Genomic DNA, 13,374 nt, shown 5'->3' on the forward strand with positions numbered 1-13,374 from the left:
CGTGCCATGTTCACAGCACGCCCCAGCGCGACGGTCGCATTCCTTCCGTTCGGGTCGTGGCGTTAAGCGTTGGCTATCGCGCTGAGACGACAGTGGCCCGCCCCAGCGCAAGGTGATGGATATTGAGGCTGACCAGATCTGCACATGCCAGAGCACAGACGGAGGCGACAATGTCGCGGGAAGGACGAGCCCGCTCTTCCAACTCCGCGAGCGACTGCGGGCCGCCTTCTTCGAGGGCGAGACCGATTCTCTGCCGGTCCAAAAGCGACACCTGGTGCCGGGCATACGACCACACGGCGCGCGAATTCGTAAAGAGCGGCTCGCGCCTGATGTCTGATGCATCGCGCTCGAGCAAACGCAGGCCGTAGCGCTCGAGCGCGTAGATGGTGTGCGCCATCTGGTCCTCGCTACGCTCAGGTCGGGTTTCATATACCCTGAGCAGGAAGCGCCCATCGACGCGATCAAGAACGACCCCGTGCAGCGAAAGCGGTGGACACTCTATGACGGGACCTGTCCGATAGCGGATTGCACGGACTGAAGGATCGAGGGCCGCTTGCTCGAGCGCGTGGCGCAGAAGCGGCTGGCGGACGGGAACCTCGATTTCGCATTTGCAACTAACGAAAAACGCTGGAACGGCAGCCCTGGGGCGAAGCTGGGTGGGACGCATGATTCTCTCCTGAACAGTTGCCTATGACGGAGGGAATTGCCGATCTGAAAGTAGCGGATCGAGATTGCGGCCGCGCATGCTCGGCGACGGCGCCGTGCGCGATCAATCTGTCGGCGAGGACGATTGATGTGTTTGCCTGCCTGGTTTGTTGCTATTGCCGAGACCTTTCCGGATTTCGATCGGAAAGGAGATCTAAGGGACGGCCCGTATACGTTATATAGTACAAAGAGATTGTGCCAAAGATATGGCCATGGCGAAAATAGAGGGTGCTCCGTAGAACCCTCGTTCGTGCGTCGATACAAGCGGTCCCAGCGCTAGTCGGGCCGCTCCCGATTCATCGGCGCGCCTTGAGGAGCTCGGACGCTTCGACGCTCAATGCCATCGCGATGCGCAGAACGGAGTCTAGCGTCGGGTTCGCTTCGCCCCGTTCGATGTCGCTGATCAGTGCGCGGCGGCTTTCCGCACGCTCCGCGAGCTCAGCTTGGGTCATTCGGAGGGATAGCCTTAACTTGCGGACGTTCCGGCCGAGAACTGTCCTGAGGCGCTGTTGCGCTCCTTCAAAGGAGTCAGATCCAGTCACGGCTCCTCCGGGAATCCTTCGCAGCATCCCGAAACATTCGAGCTGCGGAAGCAGTTGCGTCCCTCAATCTGCCACGTTTCCGCTCCGGAGGCCACCGGGCGGTGTCCAGGGTCAAGGAATCGTCGTCACCCGGCAGGCAAGGCGGAAAGATTGACGATATGCGCCGCGAGCGACCGGCTCGCGCGCCGCCTATTGCCGTCCTCCGTGCTTCGAAGGCTTGCCTTCATCTCCGAATCCTTGAATCACGTTCTTTTGGGCGCAACGACATGGCGGCCCCTGAATCCAGGCGTTTGCTAAGGTAATCTCTGCGAGTGTCGCGCTCCCTGTTATTCGGCCTGCAATATTGACCCGCATTGCCTCACCAAGAATATTACCGGAGAGCTGACCGTCTAGATTGGCGCGGCGATACCGAATCGGATCGGTATAGCCGATGGCAGGACGGATCAGCATGTGTGCGCGGCGCGAGCTCACGGCGGCCGCCGGGCTGTTCATCCTCAAGCACATGCACAACCTCTCCGATGAGGCGCTGTGCGACAGGTGGGTCGAGAACCCGTATTTTCAGTATTTCTGCGGGGATGTGGTGTTCCAGCATGAACTGCCGTTCGATCGCTCGTCGCTGACGCGCTGGCGCCGGCGGCTGGGGGAAGAGCAGATTGCGGCGCTCTTGCAGGAGAGCCTTTCGGTGGGACACCGAAGCGGGGCCATCGAGAGCAAGGATCTTGAGCGCGTGGTGGTGGATACCACCGTCCAGGAGAAGGCGATTGCGCATCCGACCGACGCGCGGCTCACCCACCGGGCGATCGAAAAGCTGGTGGCACTAGCCAGACGCGAGGGCCTCGAATTGCGCCAGAGCTATCTGCGTGTAGCCAAGCGCGCTGTCATCATGGTGGGGCGCTATACGCACGCCCACCAGTTCAAGCGCGCCCGGCGGGAGCTCAAATTCCTGCGTACCCGGCTTGGCCGCATCATCCGTGACATCAGACGCAAGATCGAGGGCGACCCTGCGCTTGAGGATCGCTTTGGTCCACTGCTCGATCTGGCGCTGCGGGTTCGCCATCAAGAGCAGCGTCAGCGCGGATCGAAGGTCTACTCGTTGCACGCCCCCGAGGTGGAATGCATCGGCAAAGGCAAGGCACGGGCCCCCTACGAGTTCGGCTGCAAGGTGTCGATTGCCACCCCCGCCACCGCGCCCAAAGGCGGCCAGTTCGTGCTGCACGCCAAGGCGCTGCACGGCAACCCCTATGACGGCCACACGCTCGGTCCCGTCATCGCCGATCTCGAAAAGCTCACAGGTGCCGCCGTGCGTCGCATCCATGGCGACAAGGGCTATCGCGGCCACAACTACCCGGACCGGTTCAAGGTCTGGATCAGCGGCCAGGTCCGTCGGGTCACCAAAGCCATCCGTTGCGAGATGCGCCGTCGCGCCGCCGTCGAGCCCGTGATCGGCCATCTCAAGGACGATCATCGGATGCGTCGCAACTATCTCAAAGGCCGAGACGGCGACCGGATCAATGCCGTGCTCGCAGCCGCCGGCTTCAACTTCAGCCTGCTCTTGCGCTGGTTCGCCAAGCTTTTGAGCGCATTGTTATTGATCCTCAGTCGCGGCTTCCCGTCACCGCGCCTCGCATAGGATGGCCTGCAGAACTTTCTTCACGAACGACTCATTCGCGGCGCCGATTTCGACAATGACAGCGCGTTCATGAACGACGTCGTCGTGCCCTGGTGTCGCGCGTAAAAGATCGAGGTGACACGCTCGCGCGCCTGGACGTAGGCTTTCACCATCGCCGGATCCGTAGCGATCTTCATGACCCATTCTGTGACGGAAGCGTCGCCTTGGGCGCCTGCGGGCGCGGGCTTTTGATGCGCAGGGACGGCCTTGACGCCTAGTTGGGTTGAGAACTTGTCGACCTCAGCTTGGGTGTTGGAAATAAGTGTGGCTCTGTCGATGCCCGCTGTTGCGGACTCCTTTGTATCGAGAACCACACTCAGCTCCAGTCTATCGTCCTCCTGCACCGGCACTTGCTGCGGCGATTATGGATTACCTTCATCATAACTCAACTTCGAGGTGCGCTCGTCTGTTCTGCCCGTCTCTCACGAGTAGTAAACCTTGAAATCGTCACTATGCCTCATGGATTCTGGCCTGTAGAGGCCATGATTGGCGCACTGAGGCACCTCGTCCAATTTGAACCGTTCTCTCACAGAGGGATGGACGAGCACATCATGCGGAATGCTGCGAATCTGTTCCTCCCAATTGAATCGGCTAAGCCGCCCACGGAGCCATTTCATCCAGGCCGGCAACTTCTCCACGTAGCCATCGATGGTGTCTCGCACGCCAGCGAGTTCGCAATGCTGGACACCGTCAGGGCGGGGGTAGAGGTTCAAAGGCGTGCCCGCGCCTCCGGTGTTCTCCAATTTGGCGCCGTTAACGAACACCGGACCAACCTTCAGGCCGTTCGGTATGGAAGTAGCCTCTTCGATCATCCAGGCAAGGGCGTTGTCTGAGAGCCTCGACTCAGCTTCGGGATAGCTACCGCCGATATCGGAGTGATTGCCCGCGAACCACATCTGTATCAACTTGGGTGGTCCTTCGGCGTTCGGCTTGGCCGCTGGATCGTCGGCAACGGTGCCCCACTGCACGCGCTGGAAGTCCTTCCGGTTCTCATCGATCGCGTTCGCCGCACGGCCAAAGCGGACATAGACGCTGAGCAGCCGGTCGAAATTCTCGTCCTTCCACTCTGCATAGTGTCTGCGCGGAGGATCCCCAGGTTTAGGAAAGTCGCGGATAACTTTCAGGCGTGATTGCTTCTGATAGTGCATCCAATAGACACCGAGACCGCCTACGCTCAGAGCGAGCAGGCCCCACCAGGTCGGCCAAAATGGGAGCCATCTGTCGACGAGCCACGCCACCAGGAGCGCCGGCAGTGCGGCAATCGAGCCTACGGTAAACGTGAAGGCCGATGCGAGTCCGGCCTGGATGACGAAACGGCGCAGCCCCTTAGCTCCCAGAGACGCTACCGTGTCGAAGACCCCGATGAAGTAAGGAGCCACATTGGAGTTGACTTCGCCGTCCGATCCATATTTCTCCCGAAATCGCCGCGCCTGTTCGAGGCGTTCGGCTGCATACTGATCGCGGGGAAATCCGGCCCCATGCTCGAGCACTACCGTGACGGCCTCGGCGGCGATGTCGTCCACCTGCTTCCGGAATCGCATCAGGGAACCAGTGGGGGTCTTGGTCGGTACGCCGCACAACATAAGCAGATTGGCCAGGCTGCGGACGGTGTAGGCGCCGCGACTGAAGCCAATGAGGAATACCCGATCACCGGGTCCATAATGGTTGATGATGAAGGCGTAGCAATCGGCAATATTCTTGACGATGCCGTTGCCGACGACCGAACCGAGCAGCTTCTGGATGAAGCGCCACGGCGCGCTTAGAGCGGTCGCTCCGATGTCGGTGCCGAGCCCCGGGTCATAGAAAGCCACCTGATCATGAGGGTCGATGGGATTTTCAGGTCCGGTGCGCGATGCGCGGTACATCTTATAGACGTTGCTGATGCGCTGCTCGGGTCGCACGCCGCCGTCTTGGCCGGTACCGTCCGAATAGACCACGATGTTCTTTGCCACGAAGGTACCCTCCAGGTCAGCCGTCAGTTCGCTTCCGTCGTGGGCAGGTCCGAGAACAAGTCGCGCAAGGGGCGCCCCAGATAGGCAGAGAGCAGTTTCTGCTGGTCCGGAGACACCTTGTCGTTGCCCGAAAACAGCTTCCGAACGTCGTCGCCATCCATTTCCAGGAGGCGTGCCATGCCGCCAAGGTCGCGGTTCGTGGCCTTGAGCGCCTCATCCAGGTCAACCCGGCTGTAGCGTGGACTGTAATCGGCGCCGCCGACGCTTTTCAGGAGCGAACTGGCGACCCCCCGGATGGTGGCCATCGAACGGTCGGACATCAATCCGGACACGACCGCCAGCAAGGAGATGAAGTAGGGGTTGAGCGGAGCGTTGCCGGCGAGCTTCCCGGTGTCGGCAAGGACCGGTACTCCAGCCTTGGCGATGATGAACATGACAATGGCAAGGACCGCGCCGAACGCCAACCGAAGAGGGTATTCGCCGAACGAAAGCGAATCCTGGTCGTTACTGATAAAAGCAGCCAGCAGGTTCAGGGCGCTGCCGAGCACTCCCATCGAGATGAGGAGCGACAGGACCACCATATCGTTGGTCCATAGCGCCACGTTGTACACCGCGCCGCCCCAGACGCTTGAAAGCGACGAAAGTTCGGCTGTGATATTGACGATGCGTTCAACAACTTCCGGCGTCGTTGTCGAACTGGAATCTCCGAAAAGCTTAGCAGCCGCCTGCTCGCGGTCTTGCCGCTGGTCTTGAAGGCTGGCGATCCAACTTTCCTTGCCCTTTATCTTGGCTTCGTTTGTTTCCACGGTCGCGCGGAGTTCTACGTTTTCGACGTAACGCTTTTTCAGTTGCCCGAGTTGATCGCCGAACAGCTTTTGCAGATCGTCGCGAGAAAGCAACAACTCGAGCTGGGTCAGGAGTTCAAAGACGCTTGGCGTGATTTCTGACTGAGAGGTCGCAGCAATCGAGGTCAGTTGGCCCGATGCGGCAGTCACGTTTTGCTTCAGAGATCTGACGTCCTCGCCAAGACGGGCAGCCTTGTTTAACTGCTCGGCCGCGAGCACCAGATTATTCTGCCTGTCTTTTGCGAGGTTTATCTTGTCTTGTGCGATGCCGTCGCGCAGCTTTCTGATGGCCTCAGGCCAATTCTTGAAGTCCTCTCGAAACTGATCGACCCGCCAGATCGTCAGAGGAGCTCCATTAAAGCTCAGTTCGGCGATCCGCGATTGAAACTGGGCGGCAGCAAAGAAGGTCACCGCGCTCGCCGCCGAAAGGATCACGAAAAGAATCAGCACGGAGCCGCCCAATACCCGGACGGGACGGAAATCACCGAAGTAACGCTTTATGAAGCCCTCGCGCTTAGCTGCGACGTCCCCTTGCAGCGTCGCAGTATCCGAACCCTCAGCCATGGCAGTCGTCCTCAATCAGGCGCAATGAATTTTTGCCTCCATCTCGAGCTGCAATTTTAGGATGCTCGACGGGCAATTCAAAACCAGCCAGCCAAAGCGCATCGATTCAGGAGCTTGACATACTGTCAAGCACCATCCGAAATTTCCTGTTAACAGCCGTCCTCTGGTAGAACGTTGCCCCGACCTTCTCCGGATCGAACGCCGGCTTCACGCTGGCGGCCTCGAGCTCCTTCTTGACCGCCATGTGGTGGCGCCCCTGCTGGCGAGCGATCGCGAACAGGGTGACGAATTCCGTCTCGAACCGTTCGACCTCCTCGGTTGGCACGATGGTGACCGGGCAGCGGTTGACGGGGTTGATCGCGGCGACGGTGCGCAGATGGCTGCCGGCGATGGGCTTGCGGGTGACCTTGTCGGCGACGCGCAGCCTGTCGGCCAGCGCCAGGCTTGTCAGGCCGTCGAGATCGGCGCCGCGGACCTCTTCCACGTCGACGAGGAGGTGGCCTCCCACTCGTCGATTTCGACGCGCTGCATCGCGCGGAAAATGTTCGGCATGCCACTGCGGGACGGGTGGAACTTGCGCTCGGCGTGTTCTTCGAGTGACGTCCGGCGGCGACATCGAACGGTGCCAGGCGGCGGATCGTGTTGCACATGAAATCGTAGTCTGGCCGAGCAGAGGAACGAGGTGAACGTGATTGGCTTTCCGGCGCGGACATCGGCCACTCGCTACTGAATCTCAACCGCGCCAACGGTCAGCGCCGCCCCCTTCCGAAATTCAACGGCGGGCGGTGCAGCAAGGTTCTTGCCGCTTGCACCCTTTTTTGTGGATGCGACCAGTCCCGATGTCGCCTCAAATGTCACTGTTAGCTCTCGCGTATCGCTGAGTCCTAGCGTCTGAAGCGCCTTAGAGACGTCGAACCGGAATGTGCGAGAGACGCGCCCCTTGTGCTGCATCCCCTCCATCGGGTCAAAAACCCCGAACCAATTGATCGTGCCTACATGCTCGCGAACGTTTGGTACGTCTTTACGCGCCACAAACACGGACAGGAGGGCTCCGGGGTCGGACTGCGAACTCACGTCTCGAACCACCAAAGTTGTTCTCCCGGAGAGGCCCGCCGCCAGTTCGCGCAACTTCGCCCCCTGGATCGTGATGTTGACCGAGGTCGTGCTTGCATTCAGCGGAATTGGCGGCGTTGATGTAGATGAAGTGGACTGCCCGGTCCCGGCCGACTGCGCCACAGCGATGTTCGGTGCCGGGGTTCGCGCGCAATTGCTCTCATTATCGTACGTGTAGCCAAGAACCTTAGTGTTTAGGAAGGCTTTCACCGGTTGCTTCACGAGCGCGCCGTTCTCGTCCACGAAGCTGAATTCCTGGTCCTGCCAATCGCCCGGACTTTCGTCCGGATGTGTATGTTGCCAACAAGACCACATACGGTCGATATTCGCGTGATGCGCATAGAAGATAGGATCATTTGCCGCCACACCCACCAAAGCCATGACCGGGATCGGACAGGTCTGACCAACCGAGCAGTGCACGTTGCCATGCACCCCCCGTTCAATGTCGCCCTCATACTGCAAAAAATTCGTGTCAGTGCTGAGGGGGCCGTCGATATCCGTGATTTCTGGATTTAAGGTGGCCGTTCCCTCATTCAAAGCTTCGGAACGTCGCCAGTCATAAAGCGGAGAATTCGGATTCTGAAACGCATCCGGCAAAGCCAACTGGGCCGGATCCGTATAGTCCCAATAGGGCAATGTGAGCGCAGGATCATTAGCGGCCCATCGCAGCACGCGCTCGAAATAGTAGAGATACATCCTGTGCCAGCCGAAGAAATTTAGTTGCTGGCCCGACGGAGAATGCTGGCAGGTCGCCCAGACGATAGTCGCGATAATATCCGGCGGCGTCTGATCTTGGAAGCCAGGCTTGTTGGCGGTCCCCAACAAGTACGGAAGGAACTGCGAAAGATTAAGGGTATTCAGGCGGTCCTTCTGAAAGCCCACCGTCCGGAACTTGCTGTTCGGCCCCAGGTATCCATGAATGTTCGCCCAGTACCTCCAACTGCGTCGGAAATCCGCAGAATCCATGGGGCTATTGTCGAGAGACCTCATCTTCGCGACTGCCTTTTCCAGGCTCGCGAGGCGCTTGGCACCGTCCGGTCCATTGATGAAATCCTGCCACTTCATACGCACGTGGATACCCGTGTTTGCACCGGCCTGCGCGTAGGCACCGTGAAGCACCAAGGGCAACGCGAGCAACAACACAGCGTTGACCGCCAAGCTGGACATGCGCGCCATCACAACCTCCTCAATCAAATGGCTCTGTTTAGGCAACCGTCTTTCAAGCGTTCGAGGACGACTAGGCGCGGTTCGCGATCCTCCTTCCTAAGCGTCAAGCCCACAAACGAAACGAAAGGCGGATCAATCGGCTTCGCCGGAACGCCGCCCCTGTCAGCAGGCTATGGTCATCGTCATCGCGTGCTGTTTTAGTATCAAGCCACGATGCCGGGCTCCTGGCGTGAGGCTAACTCTGCATCGGACGATTGTTCTGAACGTGTGCGTGCCGACGCTTGAACGAACGCGACGATCAGACATCTGACGGCCGCCGCCTCCACCTACCTTAAATCGTTGAGCGCGCCGCCTGCCAAAGCTTGTAGGCCCCTAAAGTCGGAATATTCTTCCGGCCATGATGGAGATATGCGCTCCGGTCCTCGTAAAGCGTCCGGCATTGATCCTCCATCTTTTGACCAGGCTTCCGAAGCCCCGGTCGACTGTCAGGCCATCTCGTCGTCACCCTCTCGCAAATGTCCGCGACAGCTCGACACTTATACTCGGCCGGACCGCCAAGCCTACTAAACCGCCATGTAAGGCGCTCTCCGTCTCTCAGCTTTTCGGCGTGTTGGGTGGACGGCCCCTGACGGCAATCGCGTATGCCAGCATGAGGTCGTTGCAGATCTCACTGAAAGGGGACCACAATGGAACAGATCAGCCGGATTAGGATGGATACGCCGAAACGGTTCTTACAACTTCACGGGGTGAACGCCGCCGAGACGGTGTTTTTGCGCAAAAGCTGAGGCGCAAGGAGATGGTGGCGTTTTTGGAGAAGCTTGCGCCGACGGTGAAGCCTGCGGCGCGCTTCCTACCATTCGGCTCGGCTTTTGCGGTCATTCGGCCATACGGTGAAGTTGATCCCGGCTCAACTGGTTAAGCCATATGTAAAGCGCGGCAAGAACGATATGGCCGATGCCGAGGCGATGAGCCGGCCAACGATGCGTTTCGTACCAATTAACATAGCCGAGCAGCAAGCAGCCCGATGCTGGTTGGCCTGCGCGATCGGCTTATCCGCAATCGCACGCAGCTGTCCAATGCCATTCGCGGCGATGCCGCCGAGTTCGGGTTCGTTGCCGCCAAAGGGGCGGCGAAACTTCGTCCGCTGCTCGAACGCATTGAAGCCGATGAGAGCGTGCCCGGCTTGGCGCGCGAACTGTTCGCGGCGCAAGCCAAAGAGTATGCTCAGCTTGAGGAGCAAATCGCCGGAGATCTTCGCCAAACTCATGGCTCGCACAAGGCTGACGAATGCAGCCGACGTCTCGCCAAGATCCTTGGCACAAATTCAGGTCGGCGGCGCCGACATCGTCGGTTATTGGGGGAGAATGTCGCAGTCATTGGTGAATAAAACGAAGGCGGGTAAGTCAGGTGCCGGAGAAATTAGCCAAAAAGAGCAACTCTAGACCATCGCCAACGACACGCTCGGCTTCTTCTCCGACATCGCCGATGCCGCCAACGCCAAGCTCGGCGAACCCCGCGCTTCCGGCGCGGAATCACTCGCCGCCGTCAACACGCTGACCGGGGCCAATGCCGTTCAAAACATGAGCGACATCACATCGGACGGCGGCAACAGCTTGTCGACGTTGCACGGGAGCCTGCGATCGCGCGTCTCGTCCTCCGTGACGATCGAGAGCAACGGCATGCCGAGGCATTGGTGAAAACATTCAAGCGCGACGACGTTCGTGTGATCCCGATCCCTGACGCGCACACTGCACTCCTGCCGATCGACCATTGGATGGTGGATTACAACTCAGAACGCGCGCATTCTCGGCTGGGCTACCGCTCACGGCGGGAGTACATTGCATCACTCAAACCAGCCGAGTCCGGTCTTGCCGCGGCAACCGCGCAATGCCATAAATCATAGTTGCATTAGTGCACTACCAACATTTGTCTGAGCACATTCAACGAAGTCAGAAACTGAGACCATCCCTGGAGCACCGAGCTCCATTTGCAGAAAGCGGGCTGTTGTTTGAAGTGAGGCAAGACGGATAGCTTGAGCGATGACCAACGCCCCCGTAGCCGCCCCCACAAACGGCACGGAGGTACTTGCTTCGGCGAAGCTCACGATCCCGCACTGGCCGATCTGTTTTTCGAGATCCTTGTAAGCAGCTTTTTCTTTCCGATCCGATAGTGCTTCTTCGGATGCATGCTCTGGCGCATTCCACAAATCGCCGGACGATGCGCCTTTGGCAATTACGCGTAGCTGGATGCCTTCGAAATCATGCGGGCCGTGCCCGAGGCCAGCGTCGATCATATAATCGAAGCCATGTTTCGCCATCACGCGGCGCGGCTCAACGCGGTCAAGGCCGCTTAATAGATACGGCGGGTCATCGGGCGTAAGCCGAATATCGCCATGATGCCGACGTTCGATAACGTCCGCTGTCCAGCCAACTGTGTCGAGCCACATGGCCGCAATCCGCGCCTTCTTTTCTCCGATATCGTCACCCGTTACCAGAAGGCTGGTTGCCTCGTTTTCCTCGCCGATGGTTTGATCGTCCTGAAGAACGGCGCGGCCGCCTTTCGAGCCGAGAAGACAGAGATTCCAGACGAAGCCTTGGCCAAGATGGCCGAGGCCGAGAAACCAAAATTGGTCAGGCACGTCAAAACTATCGGGCCCGATGTTCGTACGATCGGCCCGCTTCCATGGTGTCCAGAGCGAAATCGTGGCGTCCCTTGCGCGCAGCACCTTTCCGGCAAGGACACCTGCGAAAACTTGGCGGACGGCAAGGGCGGCAGCAAACACGCCGGAAAGAGCCAGCCGGGAGTCTCCGATCGTATCGTTGTGTACACGCGTTCCCGAGAGCCATCGGTCCCACCAGCAGCGGATCGTCCAGCCTTCGTCGCTGGATGCGTTCCCAACGATGATCCTGTGCGTCGTTCTCGCTGGCGTCTTTCTGGCAATCCTGGCGCCGAGCCGCCGTGCAGCACGGTGAAGCGTTGCACCCACAGGAAGGTTTGCGATCAGCGGAATATCCGCTTCGCTGACGAGAGTGACGCGACCAAAGCATTTGCGCGCGGTGACGATGGCGGTTAACGCTGCCGCCTGGCCGGCGCGCGTGGCGGCCTGATCAACGCCCACCACGACGGCAATGCGGACGGCATCAAGGCGCGCCTCCGCCTCCTCGAACGTACGCGCGCGCGCAGCGTCCGTGAGCGCCTTGGTGATGCGGGAGCGCTTCCAGTGGTTCGTCATAAGAACCATCCAACTCGCAGAAAGCGGCTACCGCTCTTGCTATGATCAGCCCACCGGCCGTTACCCAGGAATTCATACATCCCGATACTGCCGGGCTTCGGCGTACCGCGAGCAAAATTCGGCAGGATAAACGCGATGTGACCGGCGCGAGGCATAACGGGCCCCGCGCGATCGGATGCACTTTGCCCATACCCGGACGGGTGCACATGCACGTCCGCGACGACGCCGTAACCCCGTGCCCTGCAGATTTCCCAGAGCCGCGGCAGCGCCGTTTCACGAATGGTCACAATGCCAGTCGCCAGCGCCTTCGGATCAACGTCATCGTAGAACACGAATTCAAGGATCTCGTGCGTGCCGTTCTTCAATGTGCGGCCGAGAAGATAGGCGCCGCTTTCGCGCGTTTCGCGCAATGTGCGGCTTGCAAGCTCGCGCACGCCAGAATCCCAGACGCGCCGTGTGCAGATAATTCTAGGCGGCGCGAGCCCGGCCCAACCAAGCAGCGTGTTCAGAAACGAGCTCATACAAGCGCTCCATAATGAAAGTGATGTGCCGATCCCGGCGCCATACGAGGTCTGGGCGTTTCGATGCCCAGCCGTTATGCGGCGCGGCAAGGCGCTGCCACGGGCGGTAAATACCGCCATAGGTTCCTGGCTGCTGGTCGGTCCACTGCTTCAGCGCATCGACGACGCTGTCGGCGCTCGCCGCGAGGGGAGCAGGACGTTTGCCTTCCGCATGGTCCCAATGCTGGATGAACGGACCCGCGGCCGGAAAATTGTCGCATACCAACTGAAAGCCGAAGGTCACGCTGTGACTCGTGGGCGGATCGAAGCCGGTAATATTCATTTCCAGGTTTGGGAACGCATAACGCACGATCTGCCAGCGCCCCTGTTCGACGCCGGCAAGGAAGCGCACCGACCGAAGATGCGCATCCAGCGTTTGCTGCGCGGCTGATACAGCGTCAGCCATTGCTGAAATCCTTCAGCGTGAGATCAACGACCAGCGTGCAATGGCCGGGTTTGACGAACTTGCCCAACGCATCCTCGCGCGGAAGCGGCGCGTCGGCGCCCGGCAAGATCAGGTTGGCTTTTGCCGCAGCCACCGGGTCGAGGCCAAAGCCCTTCTTGCCAACGGCCCATTGCAGGGCCTTGAAGACCGTCTCCGACGGAGCGAAGGGATGCTCGATCGTGCGATGTTCGTAGCGGACCTGAAGCGTGACAACCGGGCAGCGGTGCCCCACCAGACGAATGGCCTTGCGTCCATGCGGCGGGCAAGGAAGCGGCTTGTCGTGGCCGTGTTCGAAGAGGTGCATGTCATCGGTCACGCCGATGCGGGCACGAACCGTCTCGTGGAAGCGCTCGTCGATGACGATGAAAAAGCCGATCGCCTCTTCGCGGTCCTCAATTTCGACTTCAACCTCGATTTCGAAGACCTCGATGCCCTCAAGGGCCGAATCGGGAGGCTGGCCTTCAACATGCTTGGGATTCGCGTTTTGGTTGCTATGTTCCATGGTATGGTCCTTTAAGCTGTGGCTTCTGCCCCATAAAGGGCAGTAAAAGCGCGGCTTACGTTCGGAAACGGACAAATT

The 13,374-nt window shown here is 59.6% G+C and carries 12 protein-coding genes and 2 pseudogenes; 3 read left to right on the plus strand and 11 right to left on the minus strand.

Annotated features, from left to right (window positions below):
- Positions 1 to 73 precede the first annotated feature (73 nt).
- A complete protein-coding gene (locus tag ACVWZM_RS20065; protein ID WP_456854385.1) occupies positions 74 to 397 on the minus strand; it encodes a hypothetical protein in 324 nt (107 codons plus the stop codon).
- Between the two features lie 604 nt (positions 398 to 1,001).
- Entirely contained in the window at positions 1,002 to 1,274 is a 273-nt protein-coding gene (locus tag ACVWZM_RS20070; protein ID WP_456854387.1) for a helix-turn-helix domain-containing protein, read from the minus strand.
- Positions 1,275 to 1,725: 451 nt separating this feature from the next.
- Between ACVWZM_RS20070 and ACVWZM_RS20075 the strand changes: the two are divergent.
- Positions 1,726 to 2,877, plus strand: a pseudogene (locus ACVWZM_RS20075) (IS5 family transposase); the annotation flags it as partial.
- A 20-nt stretch (positions 2,878 to 2,897) separates the two neighbouring features.
- Here ACVWZM_RS20075 and ACVWZM_RS20080 read toward each other — a convergent pair.
- The 5 genes from ACVWZM_RS20080 to ACVWZM_RS20100 all read right to left on the minus strand — a co-directional run bounded on the left by ACVWZM_RS20080 (position 2,898) and on the right by ACVWZM_RS20100 (position 8,566).
- Entirely contained in the window at positions 2,898 to 3,230 is a 333-nt protein-coding gene (locus ACVWZM_RS20080) for a hypothetical protein (RefSeq protein ID WP_456854389.1), read from the minus strand.
- A 108-nt stretch (positions 3,231 to 3,338) separates the two neighbouring features.
- Entirely contained in the window at positions 3,339 to 4,868 is a 1,530-nt protein-coding gene (locus tag ACVWZM_RS20085) for a phospholipase effector Tle1 domain-containing protein (protein ID WP_456854391.1), read from the minus strand.
- 23 nt (positions 4,869 to 4,891) lie between these two features.
- A complete protein-coding gene (locus tag ACVWZM_RS20090; protein WP_456854393.1) occupies positions 4,892 to 6,277 on the minus strand; it encodes a hypothetical protein in 1,386 nt (461 codons plus the stop codon).
- A gap of 106 nt (positions 6,278 to 6,383) precedes the next feature.
- Positions 6,384 to 6,893, minus strand: coding sequence for a hypothetical protein (locus ACVWZM_RS20095; RefSeq protein WP_456854395.1), 510 nt, complete (start codon positions 6,891 to 6,893; stop codon positions 6,384 to 6,386).
- Positions 6,894 to 7,000: 107 nt separating this feature from the next.
- Positions 7,001 to 8,566, minus strand: coding sequence for a tyrosinase family protein (locus ACVWZM_RS20100; RefSeq protein ID WP_456854397.1), 1,566 nt, complete (start codon positions 8,564 to 8,566; stop codon positions 7,001 to 7,003).
- A gap of 677 nt (positions 8,567 to 9,243) precedes the next feature.
- Between ACVWZM_RS20100 and ACVWZM_RS20105 the strand changes: the two are divergent.
- Positions 9,244 to 9,875 (plus strand): annotated as a pseudogene (locus ACVWZM_RS20105) (IS110 family transposase); the annotation flags it as partial.
- A gap of 375 nt (positions 9,876 to 10,250) precedes the next feature.
- Entirely contained in the window at positions 10,251 to 10,460 is a 210-nt protein-coding gene (locus ACVWZM_RS20110) for a hypothetical protein (protein ID WP_456854399.1), read from the plus strand.
- Here ACVWZM_RS20110 and ACVWZM_RS20115 read toward each other — a convergent pair.
- Genes ACVWZM_RS20115 through ACVWZM_RS20130 form a run of 4 tightly spaced genes read right to left on the minus strand, consistent with a single transcriptional unit; the run spans position 10,455 to position 13,296 of the window.
- On the minus strand, positions 10,455 to 11,789 hold the full coding sequence (locus ACVWZM_RS20115) for a hypothetical protein (RefSeq protein ID WP_456854401.1): 1,335 nt from the start codon (positions 11,787 to 11,789) through the stop codon (positions 10,455 to 10,457). The genes ACVWZM_RS20110 and ACVWZM_RS20115 overlap by 6 nt on opposite strands.
- Positions 11,786 to 12,310 (minus strand): hypothetical protein, encoded by a 525-nt coding sequence (locus tag ACVWZM_RS20120; RefSeq protein ID WP_456854403.1) that lies wholly within the window; start codon positions 12,308 to 12,310, stop codon positions 11,786 to 11,788. Before ACVWZM_RS20120 ends, ACVWZM_RS20115 begins: the two co-directional genes overlap by 4 nt.
- Positions 12,258 to 12,755, minus strand: coding sequence for a DUF7665 family protein (locus tag ACVWZM_RS20125; protein ID WP_456854405.1), 498 nt, complete (start codon positions 12,753 to 12,755; stop codon positions 12,258 to 12,260). The genes ACVWZM_RS20120 and ACVWZM_RS20125 overlap by 53 nt, the downstream gene beginning before the upstream one ends.
- On the minus strand, positions 12,748 to 13,296 hold the full coding sequence (locus ACVWZM_RS20130) for a hypothetical protein (protein ID WP_456854407.1): 549 nt from the start codon (positions 13,294 to 13,296) through the stop codon (positions 12,748 to 12,750). Before ACVWZM_RS20130 ends, ACVWZM_RS20125 begins: the two co-directional genes overlap by 8 nt.
- Positions 13,297 to 13,374 lie beyond the last annotated feature (78 nt).

It is taken from the genome of Bradyrhizobium sp. USDA 4501 (assembly GCF_054062115.1).

What these genes read in the sequence shown, in the direction of transcription:
- ACVWZM_RS20065 (WP_456854385.1), bottom strand. Translation starts at nt 397, where the DNA reads ATGGCGCACACCATCTACGCGCTCGAGCGCTACGGCCTGCGTTTGCTC.
- ACVWZM_RS20100 (WP_456854397.1), bottom strand. Translation starts at nt 8,566, where the DNA reads ATGGCGCGCATGTCCAGCTTGGCGGTCAACGCTGTGTTGTTGCTCGCG.
- ACVWZM_RS20095 (WP_456854395.1), bottom strand. Translation starts at nt 6,893, where the DNA reads ATGTCGCCGCCGGACGTCACTCGAAGAACACGCCGAGCGCAAGTTCCA.
- ACVWZM_RS20115 (WP_456854401.1), bottom strand. Translation starts at nt 11,789, where the DNA reads ATGACGAACCACTGGAAGCGCTCCCGCATCACCAAGGCGCTCACGGAC.
- ACVWZM_RS20070 (WP_456854387.1), bottom strand. Translation starts at nt 1,274, where the DNA reads ATGCTGCGAAGGATTCCCGGAGGAGCCGTGACTGGATCTGACTCCTTT.
- ACVWZM_RS20120 (WP_456854403.1), bottom strand. Translation starts at nt 12,310, where the DNA reads ATGAGCTCGTTTCTGAACACGCTGCTTGGTTGGGCCGGGCTCGCGCCG.
- ACVWZM_RS20090 (WP_456854393.1), bottom strand. Translation starts at nt 6,277, where the DNA reads ATGGCTGAGGGTTCGGATACTGCGACGCTGCAAGGGGACGTCGCAGCT.
- ACVWZM_RS20125 (WP_456854405.1), bottom strand. Translation starts at nt 12,755, where the DNA reads ATGGCTGACGCTGTATCAGCCGCGCAGCAAACGCTGGATGCGCATCTT.
- ACVWZM_RS20130 (WP_456854407.1), bottom strand. Translation starts at nt 13,296, where the DNA reads ATGGAACATAGCAACCAAAACGCGAATCCCAAGCATGTTGAAGGCCAG.